Genomic DNA, 21,167 nt, shown 5'->3' on the forward strand with positions numbered 1-21,167 from the left:
GATGAGGTGCGGTCTGATCAAACGCGGTGGTCGGGGAGGGGGAGGGTGACCCGGACCGATCGGCGTCGGCTCGGGTCACCCGGCGCTGTCACCTGCCGTAGCCGGCGGCGGTGATGTTGGCCTGTACGGCGTTCTCGGTGGCGTCCGAGGGATAGCCGGAGGTCATGACGCCTTCGTAGAAGGTGCCTTGGGCTCCCTTGCTGTTGTCGCCGCCGATGCCGAGGATGATGGCTCCCTCCTTCTTCATCGGGTTGTAGCCGGCGACGTTGGGGCGGACCCCGTTGTAGAAGGTGGACAGGCCGCCGGACTGGGCGTTGCCGCCGCGGATGGCCCATTTGTTGGGCCCGCCCTTGATGACGGCGGTCAGGTAGCGGTGGCTGATGGAGGGGTCGTTCGCGTTGTAGTGCTGGTTGACGCCGGAGAACAGGCCGTTCTCGAGGTCGGCCATGATCCAGGGGCCGTTGCCGCTGCCGTAGCCCCAGACCTTGATGTTGCCGAAGTAGATGGCCTCCATGGTGCCGTTGCCGTTGTCGCGGCTGTTGGTCTCGGCGTTGCCGTAGTCGAAGCAGCAGCCGCCGTTGTAGTGGGTGCCGTCGAGGACGGCGTACATGCCCTCCGGCTGGTCGCCCTTGGCTACGCCGTTGGTGGCGTTGTTGCGGTAGCCGGTGCCGGGGGCGACGTAGACGCCGTAGGCCTTGTGGCCGGCGACCGTGGTGGGGGCGGCGGTGGCGTTGGCCAGGTTGTCCGGACCGCCGGCGGCACCGCCGCCGGGCGCCTGGGTGAGGCGGTTGCCCCGGCCGGACTGGTCGTAGATGACGGTGATGACGCAGGACGTGCCGGCGCAGAAGGAGTCCTGGGCGGCCGCGTTGGCGACGCCTCCCGCGCTGAGGACGCCGATGTCGCGGGTGGCGTTGTCGGAGGCGCGGCGCACCTGGTACAGCGGGCCGTTGTAGGAGGAGTACAGGGCGCGGGTCGTGCTGTGGGCGGCCACGCAGGGGGTGCCGCCGGAGGCGTACAGGTCGCAGGGCAGCGATCCCGCGGCGTGGGAGGACGGGGCGGTGCCGGTGAGGATGCCGGCACCGAGGGCGACGGCCGCTCCGGTGGCGAGGAGGGCGCGCCGGGAGGGACGTAACGACTGTCGGACGATCACGGGAAGCTCCTCCGGTCGTGCGGGTGAGAGGTGAGGGCGGTCGGCGGTCAGCAGGCGGAGTTCGTCTGGGTGAGCAGGCCCAGGCGCCAGGGCAGGCTGTTGTAGTCACCGCTCGCGTTGGGGTTGAGGCCCTGGTAGAGGTACTGGAGCCTGCAGGAGGGGATCGTCAGCGTCTGGTCGTAGCCGGCGCGGATCATCTCGCCGTGGCTGATGTCCTTCGTCCAGGCGCCCGCCGGGAAGCTGACGTTGGTGGCACGGGCGAGGGGATTGCTCTCGGTGGCGGCCAGCGGGGTCCACGAGCCCGCGATGCTGCCGGAGGTCCAGGAGCGGAAGTAGCGCCGCCCGTCGGAGCCGATGGCCTCGACGATCAGCAGGTACTGGTTGCTGCCCTGCACCTTGTAGACGTTGCTCGCCTCGAACAGGGCGTACTTGTTGGAGTCCTGGGCCGCGATGACGGTGTTGGTGAAGCCGTTCGGGAACTGGGACAGGCTGGTCTGCGAGCGGTACAGGTGTCCGTTGTCGTCCGAGGAGAACAGGTAGCAGGTGGCGCTGTCGCAGATCACCCACATGTCGACCCAGTAGCCGCCGCCGATGTTCTGCCTGATGATGTCCGGCATCGAGGCGTAGAAGTTGCGCGGCGCGCTCCAGCCGTTGGGGTTGCTGATGTCGGCGTTGGTGGAGTACGAGGCGTTGCCGGTCTGGTAGACGAGATACCAGAGTTTCTGCGGCGCGAAGTAGAAGATCTGCGGAGCGGCCCGGTAGCCGCTGCCGATCCCGCCGCGGTCCAGATAGTGGTGCGTGGCCGAGCCGGCCTGCGACCAGTCGCTGAAGCTGAGGTACACCAGGCTGTAGCCGGAGGAGCTCGCGACGCTCGCGAAGACGTGGTACTTGCCGTTGTAGTACACGACCGACGGGTCCTTGATCCCCGCGATGTTGTGTGTCGAGTCGGGCTTGGGCGCGATCAGCGCGCCGCTCGAACTCCAGCTGAAGCTCGACGGGAGGGCGGCGGCGGAGGCTCGGGCGGTGGTCGCGGGTGTGCCGCCGAGCGCGGTCAGCGCCGCGTTGTACGCCGGCTTCTTGTTGCCGCCGTTGTCGAACAGCAGTGGGTTCTGGCCGGTGCGCCAGGAGTCGCTGTCCCGGATGCCCCACACCGTGATACCGGTGCAACGCGCCACGTTCATGCACGCTTTGACGGTGTTCGCGTAGGCGGTGGCGGGTGCCTGGGCGATGTCGAGTTCGGTGATCTGTACGTCGACGCCGAGCGCGGCGAAGTTCGAGAGCGTGGTCTGGAAGCTCGCGGGCGGGCCGCCGGTGCCGAAGTGGGACTGGAAGCCGACGCAGTCGATGGGCACGCCGCGGGACTTGAAGTCGCGGACCATGGCGTAGACGCCCTGGGTCTTGGCGTCCGACCAGTTCTCGATGTTGTAGTCGTTGTAGCAGAGCTTGGCGGCGGGGTCGGCGTTCCGGGCCGTGCGGAAGGCCTCCTCGATGAAGCCGTTGCCGAGCACGTTCTGGAAGACGGAGCTGCGGTGCTGGCTGCTGCCGTCGGCGAAGGCCTCGTTGACCACGTCCCAGGCGTAGATCCTGCCCTTGAAGTGGGTCATCTCGGTGGTGATGTGGTTGTTCATCACGCTGCGCAGGGTGTTGGCGTCGGTGATGGAGCTGACCCAGCCCGGCAGTTGGGAGTGCCAGACGAGGGTGTGGCCGCGCATGCGCTGGTCGTGGGCGGCGGCGTGGCCCACGATCTGGTCGGCGGGGCCGAAGTTGAAGCTGCCGCGGGAGCGCTCGGTGGTGTCCCACTTCATCTCGTTCTCCGGGGTGATCATGTTGAATTCCCGGTCGAGAATCGTGGAGTACGTCGAGTCACCGAGCTTCCCCGAGGCCACGGCCGTGCCGAAGTAGCGCCCGGACTGGGCCGCCTGGGCCCCGAGGGTCGAGGCCTTGACGGTGGCGTCGGGCGCCGCGGCCGCTGTTCCTGCGGCCAGCAGTGCGGTGGCGGCCATCAGGCCGACGGCGGAAAGCCGACGCCCTCGTAAGGGGTGGAGAGGGTTCATGACGCTCCTCTGCTGTGGTGTGGGGGTGCGCACGCATTTGAGCAGGACATGACATCCGAGGGTCGATATGTCGAACGCCGACCGTCTTCTCGGACGTCTTTGGATGATAGGAGGCCCACCGGAAGCGTCAATCCTTCTCGCATCATTCGTCATTCACTTCGAAAGTTTCGACCCGTTGTGGCCCACCGCAGGCCCCGTCAGCGGCTCGAGACACCTTGTCGCCAGGCGCCGGAAACGCTGTCACGATCTCCGTGGCGGCTCGCACCGAACCGCCACCGACGAGCGACGGAGCGCGCATGACGGCGGAGTGGGACGCGACGGCAACGGCTGGACGGGCGGCCGGGATCGAGGTGAAACCGGTCGCCGGGCACATCGGAGCCGAGATCACGGGCGTCGACCTGGCGAGTGACCTCGACGACGCCGTCGTCGGCGTGATCCGGGCAGCGGTGCTGCGCTGGAAGGTCGTGTTCTTTCGCGGTCAACGGCTCGACCACGCCGCCCACGTGGCCTTCGCGCGCCGGTTCGGACAGCCCGTCGTGCTGGGCAAGCGGGGCAGCGCCTCGCCGCCCGACGTCCCCGAGGTGGAGACCACCGCCGACCGGCTGGAGCTGGGCGGGAAGTTCGGCATGGAGCAGGAGGAGTGGCTGCAGCGCCGGCGGCACACCCTGCTGCGCGGCTGGCACTGCGACCACGGCGCCCGCGTCGACCCGCCGGCGGCGACGATCCTGCGCGCCGAGACCGTACCGCCCTACGGCGGCGACACCACCTGGTCCAACCTGGCCGCCGCCTACGCCGGACTCTCAGCGCCCGTGCGGGACTTCGCCGACCGGCTGCGGGCCGAGCACCGCCTCGGTGTCGGCTACCAGCCCCGCCCCGGAGACGACAGCTACCTGCGCCATCTGCTGGACCACCAGGTCGCCTCCGAGCACCCGCTGGTGCGCGTGCACCCCGAGACGGGGGAGCGGGTGCTGTTCGTCAACGGCTACTACCTGGAACAGATCACCGGCGTCTCCCGCCCCGAGAGCCGGGCCCTGCTCGACATGCTGCTGGAACAGGCGGTGCGGCCCGAATACACCGTGCGCTTCCGCTGGGAGCCGGGCAGCGTCGCCTTCTGGGACAACCGGGCCACCATCCACCTCGCACCCAGCGACAACGCCCACCTCGACTTCCCGCGCGTCATGCACCGCGTGATGCTCACCGGCGACGTCCCCGTCGGCGTGGACGGCACGCCGTCCCGGCCGATCACCGGCACCGCACCCGGGCGCTGGTGAGCTCACACCGACGGCTGCCAGCCGAGCGCGGGGCCCAGCTTCGTGGCCATGTCGGTCAGGATCTGCACGTAGTCCTCGTGCTCGAAGGTGAAGGGCAGCGCGAACGCCACCTCGTCCACCTCGCGGAACGCCGCGTGTCCGGCCAGCCGCTCGGCGATCTCGTCCGAGGTGCCGACGAGGTCGGGTGCGAACAGCAGCCGCGCGGGGCCCTGCGGTGACGTCGTACGAGGGGTGCGCTTGGCCGCGTACTCCTCGTACCGCTTGCGCTGCTCCGGCGTCGCGGAGTCGGTGGGGATGACGACCAGGCCCTGGGAGACGCGGGCGCCTTCCCCGTCCGGGTGCCGGTCGCGGAAGGCGCGGATGTGGGAGAGCTGGATCTCGGCGAAGTCGTACGGCCCCTCCGCCTCCTCCGCCTTGACGACGCTGCTGGTCAGGAAGTTCATGCCGTGCTCGCCCGCCCAGCGCGCCGAACTGAGGCTGCCGCCGCCGTACCACATACGCCGGCCCAGGCCGGGGGAGTATGGCTGCACTCGATCGGAGAACACCTCGAAACCTTCGACGCCACTGACGTCGGTCGCGCTCTCGCCGCGCACGAAGGCGAGCAGCCGCCGCACCCGCTCGTACGAGAAGTCCTCCGCACCCGCGGTGTCCGGGTACAGCGCCTCCTTGACCCGGTCGAAGTGCATCGGCGGACCGACGCTGACGCCCGGGTTGACGCGGCCTCCGGACAGGATGTCCACCGTCGCCAGGTCCTCCGCCAGCCGCAGCGGGTTCTCCCAGCCGAGCGGAATGACCGCCGTGCCCAGTTCGATGCGGCGGGTGCGCTGCGAGGCCGCCGCCATCACGGCCACGGGGGAGGAGATGCCGTACTGCAGATGCCGGTGGCGCAGCCACGCGCTGTCGAAGCCGAGCCGCTCGCCCAGCTCGATGATCTCCAGCGTGGACTCGTGGCCCCGGCGCGGATCGGCTTCGTCGAACAGTCCGATGGTCAAGAAGCCCAGCCTGCGCAGGGGGCGAGAGGTCGGCGGCACGGGTTCCTCCGTGGTTGCTTGATGAATCAAGTAGTACGGCAGTGCCAACCGGGACGTCGTGAGAAGTGTTCCCGTCCCCAGGGCCAAGATCCGGTCAGGTCAGCGCGATGACGAACTCGTCCTCGACCGGCGGTTCGATCTCCTGCGCACGGTTGCCGGTGGCGGCGAAGCACCGCACCCGCACCGCCTCCGGACTCACGTCCAGGCGCAGGAAGCTCTTGAAGAAGGGCGGGCTGTAGGTCGCCGAGCTCGGAGAGAACAGCTGCGTGTAGATCTTGCGCACCGGCAGACGGAAGCGCGAGGTACGGTCCGGGCGGCCGCCCGCGCCGAGCAGGCTCGCCACCAGACGCACCCGCCGGGTCACCCGCACCGGTCCGCCCGGCGTACGGGTCGGCTGGATGCCCAGCCGCTCGGCGATCACCGCCATCGCCTCCGCCTCGGTGAGCGTGAAGAAGCGGCGCAGCCGCAGCCGGCGGCCGTACAGGCGGCTGTAGAAGGCGAGGGAGTCACCGCGCAGCGGATAGCAGCGGAAGTCCTTCTCCGTGACGTTGGCGATGTCGACGCGTGGGATGGTGTGCGTGGCGTGCATGAACGCACCGCCGCCGCCCGAGACGACGTACTGGATCGTGCGGCCCTCCACCTGGACCGGATAGCGCTGGTAGTTGTGGATGTCGCCGCCGATCGCCGCCACGTAGTGATGCGCCGGGTCGCGGACGATGTCGTCGACGGTGCCGCCACCGCCCTCGATCGTGCACGGGTGGCGCTCGCCGTCCACGTACAGGGGCGAGCCGGTGACCAGGATCTTCGGGCGGGGCCCTTGCGAGACCTCACGCAGCCAGGCGCCCTGCTGGGCGTCGATGGTGCCCAGCAGACCCGTGTCGATGCCTATGATCCGCAGGGGTCCGGCGTCGATGGCCCAGTACGGCCCGGGCTGCACCGCCTGCTGCTCGGGCGCGGACCTCAACTGCCTTTCCACGTCGAGGTGTTGTCCGTCGCCGGGGCGCGACCGGTGCCACAGCAGCGAACGCATCCACGCCCGCGTGAAGCGCCGCGGCGCCGCCTCACGGGGCAGGGCCGGGGCGTTGCCGCAGAACACCCGCATGAAGGCACCCAGGTCCTCGTACCAGTCGTGGTTGCCCGGCACCGCGTAGATCGGCGCCGGGTAGTCCTGGTAGGGACGGAAGAACTTGGTTCCGTAGTCGTCGGCGCTGCCGACCGGATAGATGACGTCACTGGCGATGACGGCGAAGTCGGTTCCCCGACCGATCTTCAAGAAGCCCGGCACCACGGCGTACTCGGAGTCGTCGCCCTCACCCGTGTCGCCCATCAGCATGAAGGAGAACCGCTCCGGGTCCGCACGCCGGATCACCTTGTCGGTGGGTGCCCCCGCCGCCTCCTGCTGGGCCACCCACCTGCTGCGGGTGTGCCCCGTGGGGTCCCCGAACCACGAGGCCAGCACACCGTTGCGGGCGGCCCACAGTGTCCTGGGGTTCAGCCAGGAGAGCTTCTCGACCTTGGACGGCATCAGCCGCTTGTACTCACCGGGTTCCGCGACGCCCCAGCCGGCACCCGCGGCGGTATCGCGTGAGGATTCAGACACCGGTGCACCGTAACAACAGGTGAATCCGGTTGTTCAGGCGGGAGTTGAAAGATCCAGGGGTCCCAGCGCGCGCAGCGCCTCGTGCAGGCCACGCGGGCGCAGCGGGCCAGGAATCCGGGTCCGTTTCCAGCCCGGGCCGCACAGCAGCACCCGGCTCTGCATCCGGGCACCGCGAACGCCCCAGCGGGTCTCCATGAGGTGCTGGACCAACGGCGTACTGGCCGTGGAGGCCGACTGCGACCACAGGGCCACGGCGACCGGACCCACGCGCCGCACCGCGGCGATCAAGGCGTCCGGGGGCACGGCTCCGCCCAGCATGAGGGTGGGGACCCCGCGTTCGGTCAGTGTGGCGTTCAGTGCCTCCAGCGGGAGCGTGTGCTGCTCGCCCGGAACGCAGGCCAGCACCACCGGGGACGAGTGCGCCCCCTGGTGGGCGGACGCGCCGCGCACGTACAGGTGGCGCAGGGTCGCGGAGATGTGCCAGGACAGGAGGTGCTCCACCTCGACGTAACGCTCACCGGCCGACTGCCACTTGCGCCCGACGGCCTGCAGGGCGGGAGCCAGGATCTCCTCCCACGCGACCACCAGCCCATGGGCGCCGATCGCGGCGGTGAGCTGTTGCTGGACGGCGAAGGCGTCCAGCCGGACGGCTGCGCGGGCCAGGCCCCTGCACTCCTGGCGCACGCTCCCCAACGGCAGCCCGCTGCCGGACCGGGAGGCGTACAAGGGCTCCGCGACCTGCTCGTCCACAGCTGGGAGGTGGTGCGCCGGCGGGGACTGCGGGGTGCTTCTCCCGGCGTGTTCCATGGCCGTCCTGGCCGCTTCCGCCGGTGGGATGCCGGCGGCCGTCATGCGGCACATCTCCAGGAGCATGGACACGTCGGCGGGCGTCCACCGGCGATGGCTTCCCTGCGCCCTGGTCGCCGGGCCCAGCCCGTATCTGCGGTCCCAGGACCGCAGGGTGGTGGGGCTGACGCCCAGACGCCGGGCGAGGAACCCGGTGGTCACCCCGGCATCCGAGGACGTGCCTGCGTCCGGCTCGGGCCCGTCCATGGTCACCCTGTGAACCGCCCGCCTCAGCCGGGGAAGCGGCCGGTCGAGCGCAGCAGCCAGCGGCGTTCGGCGTAGGCGAGGTCGTCGCGCCACAGGCGTCCGGCCGCAGCCGTCATGATCCGGCGCAGCACCGGGGCCGCCGCACGAGCCGCGGCGAAGCCTGGACGCTCCGAGCAGGCCACGACCGCCTCCACGACGGCCGTGCGCGGGCGGCCCGTCTCGTCCGGCCCCAGCGGGGTGGCGTGCGTCTCCACGACCGATCCCCGGCCCTCGCCCTCCGCGATCCGCATGACGACCGTCCGCGGCCCGGGTGTGGTGAAGACGGCACGCACCGGGACGACGAGCCGGCCGGCGACCTTGAACGAGACGTCCACGGTGAACCCCTCGTCGTCGTCCTCGCCGGGGTCCGGTGTACCGACCACGGTGAGGTCGACGAAGGAGTAGGGGTGGAACCACGCGCCGTGCCAGGGATCCAGCCGGTTGGCCACGATGTCCTCCGGCTCGCAGATCCCCACACCCCTGTAGACGGCGGCGAGCGATTGTGACAGCGGCGGACGGTCCGGTACGACCGGTGCCGGCAGAGGGAGTTCACCGCCGACCTGGTCCAGGCGCACCCAGACCAGGACACCGTCGTCGTGCACGGGCAGTGGCTCCCAGCCCGCGACCGGCCCGCCCGTCAGTGCCAGCCCGTGCCAGTGACAGACGAGAGTTCCGCAGCGGACCGGGCCGGCGGCGAGTGGCGCGCCCAGATGCGGGCAGACGCCGGGGCCCGCCGCGAGGCGCCCGTCCGCGGTGCGCCACACCACGACCTCGTGCCCGGCCACCGTGCCGGCCAGCGGCCGGTCGTCGCGCAGATCGCGTGTGGCACCGACGACGTACCAGTTGCCCGACGCGCGGGCCTGGGCACGTTTCAGCGCCTGGGCGATCACACCCGGCCGGGCCTGGCGCCAGGTCGGCTGCTGCTTCTCCCACCGCACGGGGCGGCGGCGCAGCGCAAGCGGGTAGCGGGCGCGGGGGTGAGGACGGGGGAGTTTCATGCGGTCCTCTCGGCGGCCTGTGAGGGGGACTCGGAGTGGGGCTGGGGGGAAGCCGTCGGCGCCGGGACCGCGGTGCTCCCGGTCGCTCGGGCCCGCAGTCTGGCCGCGGTCATCCGGGCGAGTCCGTCGGCGGCGACGACGGCACGGCGGCGCCCCGTCACGACGGCACGGCGGTGCAGCGAGCGGTAGCCGTCCCGGGCGACCGCGTCCAGGATCGCGCCGTACAGCACGAACGCGGCGCGGATGCACGGACGGGAGACGGGGTCGAGCATGGCCAGGCCGGGGGCCGCCTCGCGGTAGAGCGCGCGCGTCAGCTGCTCGAAGTCCCTGAGCGCCGCGGTGATCCGGCGGTCGGGCCGTCCGGTGTCGCGGCTCCAGCGCAGCAGGTGCCGGTCCACGTCGTGTGCGGCCAGCAGATCGGCGGGCAGGTAGACGCGTCCGCGGTCGAGGTCCTCGCCCACGTCGCGCAGGAAGTTGGTCAGCTGGAAGGCCACGCCGAGGGCGGCCGCGTGTGGTGCCGCTTCCTGACGCGGTACCACCGTGCCGAGCACCGGCAGCATCTGCAGGCCGATCACCTCCGCGGAGCCGTAGGTGTAGGTGCGCAGGTCGGCGTAGGTGGCGTAGTCCGTGACGTCGAGGTCGGCGCGCATGGCCGTCATGAAGTCGCTGAAGTGCTGATGGTCGATGGCGTAGCGATGGGCGGTGTCAGCCAGGGCGCGCACCACCGGCTCGGTGCTGTCCCCGTGGCGCAGCCCCTGCTCCAGCTCCTGCTGGAGACGCAGGAGGGCGTTCGCGCGCTCGGCGGTGGTCGTGGTGTCGAGGGTGTCGACGATGTCGTCGGCCCAGCGGGCGAAGCCGTACAGGGCGTGCACGGCGGGCCTGCGGGCCACCGGCAGGAGGCGTGCGGCGAGGAAGTACGTCTTGCCGTGCCGGGCGTTGAGCCGCCTGCACTGTGTGTACGCCTGCCGCAGGCGGGGGTCGACGACGCCGGCCGCGTCGAGTTCACGGTCGGTCATGCCGGCCTGCCTTCCCGGGAGTTCGGTGCGGCGGGGCGGGTTCGGGCAGCGGTGGCCGGGGGCTTGCCGGCGCCCGAGATGCGGGCCGCGGCGAGCTTGCCCGACAGCAGGACGGTCGGGACGCCGACGCCGGGGGTGGTGCCGCAGCCGGCGAGGACGGCGTTGGCAGTTCCGCGCACCAGGTTGCGGGGCCGGAAGGGTCCGGTCTGGGCGAAGGTGTGGGCGGCGGAGAAGGGCGAGCCCGCCGCGTGGCCCTGGGCCTGCCAGTCGGCCGGGGTGATCAGGCACTGCTCCTCCACGGCGGAGGCGATGCCGTCCAGGCCGCGCCGCTCCAGTTCGCTCAGCAGGCCGGCGCGGTAGCCGGGTGCCAGGTCACCCCAGTCGGCGGCGCTGGGACCCAGGGCCGTGTTGGGGCAGGGGGCCAGGATGTAGTGCAGGTGACGTCCGGGCGGGGCGAGCGAGGGGTCGGTGGTGGTCGGTCTGGTGATGAGCAGGGAGGGATCGCTCATCAGGCGGCCCGTTTCGGTGAGTTCGGCGAACGTGCGGCGCCACTCCCTGCCGAAGGAGATGGTGTGGTGGCCCAGCCAGGGCCAGGTGCGGTCGGTGCCGGCGTGCAGGATCACGGCGGAGGGCGAGAACCGCAGCGCGGCCGGCCGCCTGGGGGCGCGCCCGAGCAGCCGGTAGGCGACGGGCAGGTCGGGGGTGAGGACCACGGCGTCGCAGGCGATGCGGTCGGTGTCGGTGACGACGGCCGTGACGCGGTCGCCGGAGCGTTCCAGACGGGTGACGGTCTCTTCGAAGCGCAGCTCGGCTCCGGCCTCGGCGGCGGCGTCCGCCATGGCCCGGGGCAGGGCGTGCATGCCGCCGCGCGGGAAGTGGACGCCCGCGACGGTGTCCATGTAGGCGATGACGGCGTAGGCCGCCAGGGCGCGTTCGGGTGCCACTCCCGCGTACAGGGACTGGAAGGAGAAGACCCGGCGCAGTCGCTCGTCGTGCAGGAATCGTCCGATGCGCGCGTCCAGGCGTCCGAAACCGCCGAGGGCGGCCAGACGCGCGAGGTCGGGATGCAGCAGGTGCAGCGGTGAGTCGAAGTTGGCGTCGATGAAGCGGCGCATCTGCACCTGGTAGAGCTTCTCCAGCCAGACCCGCAGCCGTCGGTAGCCCGCCGCCTCATGGGCGCCCGCGAAGCGTTCGATCTCCGCCTCCATCGCCTCGGCGCCGGTGTGGACGTCCAGGGTGCTGCCGTCGGCGAACCGGGCACGGTAGGCGGGGTGCAGGGGTACGAGGTCGACGCGTGCGTGCAGACTGTCGCCGACCGCGGCGAAGGCCTCGTCGGCGAGATGAGGCATCGTCAGCACGGTCGGGCCGGTGTCGATGTGGTAGCCGCCGCGCACCAGCCGCCCGGCGCGGCCGCCTGGTGACGCGTCCCGTTCGACGACGGTGACCCGGCGTCCGGCGCCGAGCAGATGCAGGGCGGCCGCCAGCCCGGACAGCCCCGCGCCGACGACCACGACGTGATCGGTGCGGCCGGGAACGGTGCGGGTCATCGCTCGTCCCTCGTGTCCTGGGCGGTGAGGACCGGGGAGCCGGGGACCGTGCCGGACGTCAGGACGTCCACCACGCTGGTGGCCGGCACTCCGGCGGTGGACCCCAGCAGCGCCTGAAGGTGGTCGAGGGCCCGGGGTTCGAGCACCGCGCCGTCGAGGTGGCGCAGGCCCTGGGCGACCAGACGGTGGATCTTGACCTCCACGGTGTCCTTGGCGCCGGTGGCCGCGAACACCTCGCGCACGGCGGCCACTTCGGCGTCGGAGGCGTCCCTGCGGCCGAGCGTGCCGCGCAGCACGGCTTGTGCGCGTTTGTCACCCGAGGCCTCCGCCCGCGCCTGGGCGAGGGCGGCGAGGTACGTGGGCTTGCCGCTGCGGATGTCGCCGCCCGCGGGTTTGCCGGTGTCGCGCGGGTCGGCGAAGGCGTCGAGCAGATCGTCCCGCAGCTGGAAGGCCAGGCCGACGCAGCGGCCGGCCGAGCACAGCGCCCGGGTCGCGGCGGGACCGGCGTCGGCGAGCGCGGCGCCCAGGGCGAGGGGGCGCTCCACCGAGTACAGGGCGCTCTTGAGGCGGGCGGCGCGGATCGCGCGGAGCAGGGAGCGTGCCGAGGTGGCCTCGCCGTGAACGTCCAGGTACTGCCCGGCCACCATCTCGGTGCGCATGGCGCTCCAGAGTTCGCGTACCCGGCGCGCGGTCTCGCGCGGCAGTTCGGTGTCCGCCACCACGTCGTCCGCCCAGGCGAGTGCTAGGTCACCGGCCAGGATCGCGGCCGCTTCGCCGAGGCGCCCGGCGTCGGGGTACTGGGCGGCGACATCGACGTGCAGAGCCGGCCGTCCGCGGCGGGTCGGCGCCTCGTCCATCACGTCGTCGTGGACCAGGGCGCAGGTCTGGACGAGTTCGAGGGCCGCTCCGACGCGCAGAGCGGCTTGTGCGCGCGGGGGTTCGCTGCCGCCGCACGCGCGAAGGGCCCACCACACGAAACGGGAGCGGGTGAGTTTGCCGCCGGTCTCCGCGAAGCGGGCGACCCGGGCGGCCAGGTCGTCGCCGAACAGCGGATCGACGGCCTCGGCCGCCGCCAGCCGGCGGGCGAGCAGGTCGCCGAGCACCGCGCGCACCGCGCCTGTCACGTCGGCGTCGACGGCGTGCGGGTCGGGGCCGTAGGGCGAGGGCGCCGGGCCCTCGTCCCGGTCGCCCCGCCCGGGGGCCGGTGCGCCGGCTGCGCGCCGCGCGGGTGCGGGGGAGCCCTCCTCGCAGCTCGGATGCTCGCGTGGACGGCCGTTCGCACGGTGGTCCTGCGTCACGGTGGGGCTCATTCCGGTTCCCCTCATCGAGATCCTCGCGATCGGAGTTCGCGTCGTGGTCACCGGTTCGGCGGGAGGGGCCCGATCGGATGCGGTGCGGCTCGGAAACACCGGCAGGGGGCTTCCCCGGCCCGTTCCCAGTGGCTATTTCGATGCAAAGACGATGCGAGTTGTTCGTCTTGCATCGCTTCTGCACCGTGGAGGGACCGCAGTAGCTCACGGCGACCAAAAGGCCCAGCGGAGGAGTAGCCATGACGACCGCCCAGCAAACCAGCGCGGACATCGGCGAGGCCCACGCTCCCCGCCTGCCCACGCCCGAGCCGCTCTCCGGCCCGGACATCGATGAGGCCGACCTCGCCGACGGGTTCCTGGCTGGTGACGAGGCCTGCCTCGAGGACGCGCACCGCCGCTGGGGTCCTTTGGTGTACGCCCTTGCCAGGCGCTCGCTGGGGGACGCGAAGGAGGCGGAGGACGTCACCCAACTGGTCTTCTTCGCCGCGTGGCGGGGGCGCTCCGGGTTCGCGCCCGGACGGGGCACGCTGCCCGGCTGGCTCATGGGCATCACCCGCAGGAAGATCGCCGACGCGCTCTCGGCCAGGACCCGGCGCACCGAACTGGTCGCCGCCGCGGGCGCCAGGCTGCTCCTGGTCGCGCCCGACGAGGCCGTGAGCCCGGAGGGCGCCATCGACCGGGTCCTGCTCGCCGACGAACTGTCACGGCTGCCCGCCCCGCAGCGACGGGTGCTCAACCTCGCCTTCTACGACGACCTGACCCAGACCCAGATCGCCGAGGTCACCGGATGGCCGCTGGGCACCGTCAAGAGCCACGCCCGCCGAGGGCTGCACCGCCTCGCGCGCCGACTCGGCACGGACGACGTGGTCGACTGCGCGGCGTGACAACGCTGCGCGACCGATGCGGCTGCTCCGAACGGACAATGCCAGGGTGGCGATCCGTACTCGAACGGGTACCGCACAGGGCAGGTGTCCTCAAGACACGGCCGAAGAAACGGCAGACGACATGGCAGCACCGCAGGGGGAGTGAACCGATCGTGCCGGAGGCGGACGTCGCCATCATCGGAGCCGGGGCCGCGGGCCTGTCCCTGGCTCACCGCCTCGCCTGCCCGCCGCCGAGGCCCGGCCGCCTGTCGATCGTGCTGGTGGACGCCCCACCCGGGCCGCTGCGTCCGCCCCGGCGTACCTGGTGCTTCTGGGAGGCGGGCCGCGGACGTTTCGACGCGGCCGTCACCAGGTCGTGGCACCGCCTCCGCGTCCACCACCCCTCCGGCGAGCCCGTCCAGCACGACATCGCACCCCTGACGTACAAGATGATCCGCTCGGACGACTTCGAGCGGCTCGTCGAACGCGATCTCGCCCGCAGCGCACTGGTGCAACGACTGGAAGCCAAGGTCGAGAGCATCGAAGACCTCCCGCGGGGCGCGCGTGTCAACACTCGCACGCCCGAAGGACACGCCGACTCCCTCCGCGCCCGCTGGGTGTTCGACTCGCGGCCGCTGGGCAGCCTTCCCGCCGCCCGCACCACCCTGCTGCAGCATTTCCACGGCTGGTTCGTGCGCACCGACCGGCCGGTCTTCGACCCGGCCCGCGTGGAGTTCATGGACTTCCGTACGGCCCAGCCCGCACGAGGCCTGTCCTTCGGTTACGTCCTGCCCACAGGTCCCCGTGAGGCCCTGGTGGAGTACACCGAGTTCTCGCCCGCGGTCCTGGCGCCGGACGCGTACGACACGGCGCTGCGCCACTACACCGGCGGCGTGCTGGGCCTGAGCGATGTGGAGGTCATCGGGACCGAGACCGGTGTCATCCCGATGACCGACGCCCGGTTCGCGCGCCGTACCGGGGCATGCGTCTTCCGTATCGGCGCGGCCGGCGGAGCCACCCGGCCCTCCACCGGCTACACCTTCTCCGGGGTGCAGCGCCAGACCGCGGCCGTAGCGGCCGCACTGCGCCAGGGCCGCGACCCCGTGCCGCCCCAACCCCACACCGCGCGGGCCCGCGGCATGGACGCAGTGCTCCTGCACGCCCTCGACAGCGGCCTGGTGGACGGCGCCGCCTTCTTCTCCCGGCTGTTCGCCCGGGTGCCCATGGCCCGTCTGCTGCGCTTCCTCGACGGGGACACGCGCTGGCACGAAGACCTCGCCATCGGCCTGCACGCCCCCGTCCTGCCCATGCTCCGCGCGGCCCTGGAACTGCCCGGGCTGCCCAGACGCCCTTTCCTCCGCTGACCCGGCCGTGCCGCGACGGACTCGGCCGGCCCGCATCCCCCAACGTCTCGACGACCCGCCCCAGGAGGCAGCGTGACCGTGCTGCGCGACGCGGACCTGGTCGCCGCATTCGACCATGCGGCGCACCGCTACGACCTGCTGGTGGCCGCCAACCCCGGCTACCACGCCCACCTGCGCCGCTCCGCCCGACGGCTCTGTCTGCCCGCTTTCGGCGCGGGACTGCGCGTCCTGGACCTCGGCTGCGGGACCGGCGCCTCCACGGCGGCGCTCCGTCACGTGCTGCCCGAGGCCGAGATCATCGCCGTCGACGCCTCGCCCGGCATGCTGGAGCGCGCCAGGGCCAAGTCGTGGGACCCGCGCGTGAGGTTCGTGCGCGCCGCTGCGGAGGGCCTCACCGAGGCGGGCGTGGAGGGGCCGTTCGACGCGGTCTTCGCCGCCTACCTCTTCCGTAACGTGGCGGACCCGGACGCCGTGCTGGCCACCGTCCACCGTCTGCTCGCCCCGCACGGCCGGCTCGCCGTCCACGAGTACACCCTCGGCGGGCGCCCGGTCGACCGCGCCGTGTGGACGGTCGTGTGCCGGGGAATGGTGCTCCCCGTCGCCGCGGCACTGGGCGACGGTGACCTCTACCGCCATCTCTGGCGCAGCGTCGTCGATTTCGACACCGTCGAGGAGTTCACGGGTCGGGTGCGGGCCGGCGGATTCGACCGGGTGCGGGCCCTGCCCCTGCCCGGCTGGCAGACCGGCATCACCCACACCGTCGTGGCCCGCCGCGCGGAGCCGTTCGCGCGGAGCGCACGGTGACCGGCGCGGCGGCGCGCGGCCGCCGCCCCGGACGGGACCGGCAGGCCGCCTTCCTGCCCCCGCCGCCCGGAGCACCCGCGGTGAGCGGTACACCGCGCAGCACCGCGGTCGTGGGCGGCGGCATCGCCGGTCTCGCCGCCGCCACGGCGCTGGCCGAACGCGGCGTCGACGTCACGCTCTACGAACGCGAGGCCCACCTGGGCGGCCGGGTCGGCGGCTGGACGACCCAGCTGCGCGACGGCTCCACCGTGACCATGAGCCGTGGCTTCCACGCCTTCTTCCGCCAGTACTACAACCTGCGCGGCCTGCTCCGCCGCACCGACCCCCACCTCTCACGCCTCACCGGCCTGCCCGACTACCCGCTGCGGCACAGCCAGGGGCTGTACGACAGCTTCCGCAGGGTTCCGCGCACCCCACCGCTCAGCGCGCTCGGCTTCGTGGCGCTCAGCCCGTCCTTCCGCTCCCGCGACCTGCTCCGTATGAGTCCCGCCGCCGCGCTGCCCCTGCTCGACGTGCGTGTCCCTGAGGTGTACGCCCGCTACGACGACGTCAGCGCCCACGACTTCCTCGACACCCTGCGCTTTCCGCAGGCCGCCCGGCACCTGGCGTTCGAGGTCTTCTCCCGCAGCTTCTTCGCCGACCCGCGGCACCTGTCGGCGGCCGAGATGGTGCTGATGTTCCACATCTACTTCCTCGGCTCCGCGGAGGGCCTGCTCTTCGACGTCCCGCGCGAGCCCTTCCCGACGCGCCTGTGGGACCCCCTCGGTGCCTACCTGCGGCGGCGCGGCACCACCATCCGTACCTCCACCGCGGTCGAGACCGTCTCGCGCACCGACAAGGGCGCCTTCAGCGTCGTCGCCGACGGCCGGGAGACTCGGTACGACGCCGTCGTCCTGGCCCTCGACACCGCCGGACTGCGCTCGCTGGTGACCCGTTCGCCCGACCTGGGCGACGCCGCCTGGCGGGAACGCGTCGCCCGGCTGCGCACCGCTCCGCCCTTCCTCGTCTCCAGGCTTTGGCTGGACCGTCCCGTCGCCCCGGACCGACCGGGCTTTGTGGGCACCGCCGGCTACGGCTCCCTGGACAACGTCAGCGTGCTGGAGCGCTGGGAGGCTGAGGCGGCCCGTTGGGCCGCACGCAGCGGGGGCTCCGTCGTGGAACTCCACGGGTACGCCCTGCCCGAACACGCGGACCAGGCCGTGGAGATCAAACAGTTGACCGAGCAGCTCGCGCACGTCTACCCGGAGACGCGGGACGCACGGGTCCTCGACGCACGGCACGAGTGGCGCCAGGACTGCCCCCTGTTCCCCGTCGGCGGGTACGGCGACCGACCCGGGGTCAGGACGCCGGATCCCGGACTGGTGCTCGCGGGTGACCTCGTCCGCACCGACCTGCCCGTCGCCCTGATGGAACGGGCGGCCACCAGCGGCTTCCTCGCCGCCAACGCCCTGCTGCGGGAATGGGGAGTACGGGGTCACCCGCTGTGGACCGTGCCCAATCACGGCCGTCTCCGTCTGCGCCGTGCCGAGAACCGGAAAGCGGCGTCTCGGGTGGGGCGGTCGGGGTGAGCTGTCGCCGGACGAGTGACCGGCCCGCGAGCACCCTTCGGACGTCACCGGTCGTCGGCGCGTGGCGGGGCCCACTGCGGTGCGGCGGGTGCGACACCGTGCGTCTCCTGCCGGGCCCGCGCGGTCACGGCGGGACCGCCGAGGAGCGGGCCGTCGGGCCGGGCCGCGGGCGCGTCGGCCTGCGGGGGTGACGGCGACCGGTTCCACTCGCCGTCACCCAGCACCAGCAACGGGTCGAACATGACGACCACACCGGCCAGCAGGAGGAAGACCGCCGGTCCCAGCAGCATGGGCAGCAGCAGGGACGTGGGCGAGTCGCCCGCGAAGGTGCCGGAGCCGTGCACATGGACGCTGACCGCGGCCATCGCCGTGTAGTGCATGCCGGACACGGCCACGCCCATCGCCAGGCTGGCGCCGAGGCTCGCCAGGAACCCGCGGATGGAGACCGCCGCCCACAGCGCGGCGGTCGCGGCGACGATCGCGATCAGCACCGACAGGCCCACGGTGGCGGTGTCGTACACGATGTCCCCGTTGACCTGCATGGCGGCCATGCCGAGGTAGTGCATCGCGGCGACGCCCAGGCCGGTGATCACCCCCGCGACGCCCAACGTCACCAGGCCGGCCCCCAGGTAGCCGACGATGAACACGCCGATGCCGACCACGACGATCGCCACGGCCAGACTCAGCAGCGTCAGACCCACGTCGTAGCGGATCCCGGTCTGTGCGACCTGGAAGCCGAGCATCGCGATGAAGTGCATCGTCCAGATCCCGCAGCCGATGGACGCGGCGCCCAACGCCAGCCAACCCGGCTTCCAGGACTGCTGGTTGAGCAGGGAGCGGACGATGCACCGCAGTCCGAGCGCCCCTCCAAGGCAGGCCATCAGATATGCCGCCACCGGGGTCACCGCGCCGTAGCGGAACCCGTCGATCGTGCCTTGCATACGCCAACTCCCCCCAGAGCCACGGCGGTTGTGGAGCAAGGTCTACGGGCAAGCACCACACGGAATCAAGGTCTTACCGACGGTAATTGAATTTTTCTCAACTACCGACGATCGACTCAGGTCATCCATGGGCGAGTTCTCGCCATGATCGACCGTTCGGGGTCAGCCCTGCTGCACGGGCACCACCACGAGTTCGGCGATGTTGACGTGCGTCGGCGCGGCGGCGGAGAAGACGATCGCCTCGGCCACGTCCTCGGCGGCCAGCGGACGCAGATCGCCGCGCATCCGGTCCAGCGCCGTCCGCATGTCGTCGTCCCGCATGTCCGCGCCGAGTTCCGTGACGGTCACGCCGGGTTCGACGTTGCGCACGCGAACCCCGCGAGGGCCCAGTTCTGCGCGCAGATTGCGGGTGAGGTGGGCGATCGCTGCCTTGGTGGCGCAGTACACCGACCAGTTGGGGTAGAGGGAGTGGCCCGCCACCGAGCCGACATGGATCAGATCCGCGGAACGCCCCTCGGCCGCGGCGCTGAGCAGATCGCCGGTGAAGACCCGCGCGGTGTGCAGCACACCACGCAGGTTGACGTCGAGCATGCGGTCCCATTCGTCGGTCCGGGCCGCCTCGAAGGGAGCGCCGAGCATCGCCCCGGCGTTGGCCACGACGAGATCCACCCGGCCCAGACCCGAGCCGACGGCCTCGGCGACGCCGTCGAGCTCCTCGACATCGGTGAGGTCGACGGTGAACGGGAGGACGGTGCCGGACGCCGTCGCCCTGAGCTCCTCGGCCAGTTCCTTGAGCCGGTCCTCGCGGCGGCCCAGCAGGGCGACATCGGCACCCCCGGCCGCCAGCCGGCGGGCGGTGGCGGCGCCGATGCCGCTGGAGGCGCCGGTGACGATGGCGACCCGACCGGTCAGAGGCGGGGCGAGGCGGTAGGTGTCGTAGGTCGCAAGCATGGTGTCCCGGTGGGGAGATGAAGAAGTCATGCCGCTGAGCCTGGTGCCGGCCGCATCGGCGAACCAGGCCGCCGCTCTCCACCGAGCGCCGATCGTAGGAGTACTGCGGCCACCATCCGATGTCCCTTCCCGGGTTGCGCCTGTCTAGGGTTGAGGTCATGGACAGCGCGAACCCGCTCGGCGAGTACCTGCGTGCCCGGCGCGCCCTGGTGAGCCCCGAGGACAGTGGCGTGCCGATCACGGGCCGGCGCAGGGTCGCAGGGCTGCGCCGGGAAGAGGTCGCGCTGCTGGCCGGCGTCAGCTCGGACTACTACGTACGCCTGGAACAGGGCCGCGAACGGCACCCCTCCGCCCAGGTGGTCAACGCCCTGGCCCAGGCCCTGCGCCTGGACGTGGAAGCCGCCGACCATCTGCACCGCCTGGCCCGCCCGGCCCCGAAACGGCCCACGTCACGCGCGCGGGCCGAGCGGGTCAGCCCGGTCCTGCTGCGGATGATGCACGACTGGCACCGCACCCCGGCCGTGGTCCTGGACCACTGTCTGACGGTTGTCGCCCACAACGCCCTCGGCACGGCCCTCTTCGCCGGCCACACCTACAGCGAGGATCTGGTGCGGCTGGTGTTCCTGGATCCGGACGCGCGCACGTTCTATCCGGACTGGGAGCGGGTCGCCGTCAACACCGTGGGCGGACTGCGCTCTTCGGCGGGCACGGGCCACGACGACCCCCGCCTGATCCGCACGGTCGGCGAACTCTCCCTGAAGAGCGCCGAGTTCCGGCGCCTGTGGGCCCGCCACGACATCCGCCAGAAGACCCACGAGACCAAACGCTTGCGGCATCCCCTCGTGGGTGAACTGACCCTGGACTACGAGTCCTTGACTGTCAACAGCGCCCCCGGCCAGCAACTGGTCGTCTACCAGGCCGCCCCCGGCAGCACCTCGGAACAGGCCCTCGCTCTCCTGGGCAGTCTCACGGCCGACGAGCCCGACCGCGACCAGGCCGTATCCGAGCACTGAAAAGGCCGACCCTGCCTACGGCTCGCGGCGCAACGTCGCCGACAGGTGATGCCGCAACGGCTGGCCGACCGCCGCCAGGTCGTGGACGAACGCGAGGGTGGCCTCGTCGGTGAGGGTGTAGCGGCGGCGGGTGGCATCGACCTGTTTGGCCGTGGGAGTCAGGGCCACGCTGTCGGTGGCGAGGTCGACCACACCGTCGGCCGCCCGGCCCACCGCGATCTCGGCGATCCCGGTCGGCTGGGTGATCAGCGCCTCCACCCGGCCCTCCGGCTGCAGCCGCCACCACCCGCTCTCGCGCGCCGCCGGTCGCACGGGCGCACCGTCGGCGTCGATCAGCCACGCCCGGGCCTCGTACCGCAGGAAGGGCCGACCGTCGTGGCTGAAGGTGACCTCCTGCGCGTACGAGAAGTCGGCATCGAGCGTCGGATACTCGCCCGCGCCGCGCCCGCGCCACACCCCCAGCAGGCCGAGCACGGGCCGCAGCAGCTCATGCGGCGGGGGATCCGCGTCCGGTCGTCGGCTCTCGGGATACGGGTACTCCGCTACGGCGTCGAACACGGCTGCGCTCCTCGGGTTGTGCCGGTGCCGGGGCAG

17 protein-coding genes and 1 pseudogene are annotated in these 21,167 nt (G+C 71.9%); 6 read left to right on the top strand and 12 right to left on the bottom strand.

Going from position 1 to position 21,167, the window contains the following annotated elements; genetic code table 11:
- Nucleotides 1-97 precede the first annotated feature (97 nt).
- Nucleotides 98-1,150 (bottom strand): annotated as a pseudogene (locus ABZ453_RS09270) (arabinofuranosidase catalytic domain-containing protein); the annotation flags it as partial.
- Between the two features lie 47 nt (nucleotides 1,151-1,197).
- Nucleotides 1,198-3,204: a non-reducing end alpha-L-arabinofuranosidase family hydrolase gene (locus ABZ453_RS09275; RefSeq protein ID WP_359013194.1), complete on the bottom strand. Its 2,007-nt coding sequence runs from the start codon at nucleotides 3,202-3,204 to the stop codon at nucleotides 1,198-1,200.
- Between the two features lie 296 nt (nucleotides 3,205-3,500).
- On the opposite strand from ABZ453_RS09275, the gene ABZ453_RS09280 reads away from it, so the two are divergent.
- On the top strand, nucleotides 3,501-4,475 hold the full coding sequence (locus ABZ453_RS09280; RefSeq protein WP_359013196.1) for a TauD/TfdA family dioxygenase: 975 nt from the start codon (nucleotides 3,501-3,503) through the stop codon (nucleotides 4,473-4,475).
- Between the two features lie 2 nt (nucleotides 4,476-4,477).
- Here ABZ453_RS09280 and ABZ453_RS09285 read toward each other — a convergent pair whose 3' ends face one another.
- The 7 genes from ABZ453_RS09285 to ABZ453_RS09315 form a co-directional block, all read right to left on the bottom strand.
- Nucleotides 4,478-5,506, bottom strand: coding sequence for an LLM class flavin-dependent oxidoreductase (locus ABZ453_RS09285; protein ID WP_359013198.1), 1,029 nt, complete (start codon nucleotides 5,504-5,506; stop codon nucleotides 4,478-4,480).
- 94 nt (nucleotides 5,507-5,600) lie between these two features.
- Complete coding sequence (locus ABZ453_RS09290) at nucleotides 5,601-7,106, bottom strand: metallophosphoesterase (protein ID WP_359013200.1); 1,506 nt, start codon at nucleotides 7,104-7,106, stop codon at nucleotides 5,601-5,603.
- Nucleotides 7,107-7,139: 33 nt separating this feature from the next.
- On the bottom strand, nucleotides 7,140-8,159 hold the full coding sequence (locus ABZ453_RS09295) for a MerR family transcriptional regulator (RefSeq protein ID WP_359013202.1): 1,020 nt from the start codon (nucleotides 8,157-8,159) through the stop codon (nucleotides 7,140-7,142).
- A 23-nt stretch (nucleotides 8,160-8,182) separates the two neighbouring features.
- On the bottom strand, nucleotides 8,183-9,196 hold the full coding sequence (locus tag ABZ453_RS09300) for a DUF5914 domain-containing protein (RefSeq protein ID WP_359013204.1): 1,014 nt from the start codon (nucleotides 9,194-9,196) through the stop codon (nucleotides 8,183-8,185).
- The gene (locus ABZ453_RS09305) at nucleotides 9,193-10,212 is read right to left on the bottom strand and encodes a phytoene/squalene synthase family protein (RefSeq protein ID WP_359013206.1); all 1,020 of its coding nucleotides are present in this window, start codon (nucleotides 10,210-10,212) and stop codon (nucleotides 9,193-9,195) included. Before ABZ453_RS09305 ends, ABZ453_RS09300 begins: the two co-directional genes overlap by 4 nt.
- A complete protein-coding gene (crtI, locus tag ABZ453_RS09310) occupies nucleotides 10,209-11,759 on the bottom strand; it encodes a phytoene desaturase family protein (protein WP_359013208.1) in 1,551 nt (516 codons plus the stop codon). Before crtI ends, ABZ453_RS09305 begins: the two co-directional genes overlap by 4 nt.
- Nucleotides 11,756-13,069 carry a polyprenyl synthetase family protein gene (locus ABZ453_RS09315; RefSeq protein ID WP_359013210.1) on the bottom strand — a complete coding sequence of 438 codons (1,314 nt, stop codon included), beginning with the start codon at nucleotides 13,067-13,069 and terminating at the stop codon, nucleotides 11,756-11,758. Before ABZ453_RS09315 ends, crtI begins: the two co-directional genes overlap by 4 nt.
- A gap of 239 nt (nucleotides 13,070-13,308) precedes the next feature.
- Here ABZ453_RS09315 and ABZ453_RS09320 point away from each other — a divergent pair, with 239 nt between their 5' ends.
- The 4 genes from ABZ453_RS09320 (at nucleotide 13,309) to ABZ453_RS09335 (ending at nucleotide 17,668) form a co-directional block, all read left to right on the top strand.
- Nucleotides 13,309-13,953 carry a sigma-70 family RNA polymerase sigma factor gene (locus ABZ453_RS09320; RefSeq protein ID WP_359013212.1) on the top strand — a complete coding sequence of 215 codons (645 nt, stop codon included), beginning with the start codon at nucleotides 13,309-13,311 and terminating at the stop codon, nucleotides 13,951-13,953.
- Between the two features lie 152 nt (nucleotides 13,954-14,105).
- Nucleotides 14,106-15,296 carry a lycopene cyclase family protein gene (locus tag ABZ453_RS09325; RefSeq protein ID WP_359013214.1) on the top strand — a complete coding sequence of 397 codons (1,191 nt, stop codon included), beginning with the start codon at nucleotides 14,106-14,108 and terminating at the stop codon, nucleotides 15,294-15,296.
- A gap of 72 nt (nucleotides 15,297-15,368) precedes the next feature.
- Entirely contained in the window at nucleotides 15,369-16,100 is a 732-nt protein-coding gene (locus ABZ453_RS09330; protein ID WP_359013216.1) for a methyltransferase domain-containing protein, read from the top strand.
- On the top strand, nucleotides 16,097-17,668 hold the full coding sequence (locus ABZ453_RS09335) for an FAD-dependent oxidoreductase (RefSeq protein ID WP_359013218.1): 1,572 nt from the start codon (nucleotides 16,097-16,099) through the stop codon (nucleotides 17,666-17,668). Before ABZ453_RS09330 ends, ABZ453_RS09335 begins: the two co-directional genes overlap by 4 nt.
- Before the next feature lie 44 nt (nucleotides 17,669-17,712).
- Here the strand turns inward: ABZ453_RS09335 and ABZ453_RS09340 are convergent, their stop codons facing one another.
- Together ABZ453_RS09340 and ABZ453_RS09345 are read right to left on the bottom strand one after the other, a co-directional pair.
- Nucleotides 17,713-18,609, bottom strand: a complete 897-nt coding sequence (locus tag ABZ453_RS09340) for an MHYT domain-containing protein (protein ID WP_359013220.1) — start codon at nucleotides 18,607-18,609, stop codon at nucleotides 17,713-17,715.
- A 162-nt stretch (nucleotides 18,610-18,771) separates the two neighbouring features.
- The gene (locus tag ABZ453_RS09345) at nucleotides 18,772-19,590 is read right to left on the bottom strand and encodes an SDR family oxidoreductase (RefSeq protein WP_359013222.1); all 819 of its coding nucleotides are present in this window, start codon (nucleotides 19,588-19,590) and stop codon (nucleotides 18,772-18,774) included.
- A gap of 128 nt (nucleotides 19,591-19,718) precedes the next feature.
- Between ABZ453_RS09345 and ABZ453_RS09350 the strand changes: the two genes are divergently transcribed.
- Nucleotides 19,719-20,573 carry a helix-turn-helix transcriptional regulator gene (locus tag ABZ453_RS09350; RefSeq protein ID WP_359013224.1) on the top strand — a complete coding sequence of 285 codons (855 nt, stop codon included), beginning with the start codon at nucleotides 19,719-19,721 and terminating at the stop codon, nucleotides 20,571-20,573.
- 15 nt (nucleotides 20,574-20,588) lie between these two features.
- Here ABZ453_RS09350 and ABZ453_RS09355 read toward each other — a convergent pair whose 3' ends face one another.
- A complete protein-coding gene (locus ABZ453_RS09355) occupies nucleotides 20,589-21,131 on the bottom strand; it encodes an FABP family protein (RefSeq protein WP_359013226.1) in 543 nt (180 codons plus the stop codon).
- Nucleotides 21,132-21,167: the final 36 nt, after the last annotated feature.

This window comes from Streptomyces sp. NPDC005799 (genome assembly GCF_040630525.1).
GTDB classification, from domain to species: domain Bacteria; phylum Actinomycetota; class Actinomycetes; order Streptomycetales; family Streptomycetaceae; genus Streptomyces; species Streptomyces griseorubiginosus_B.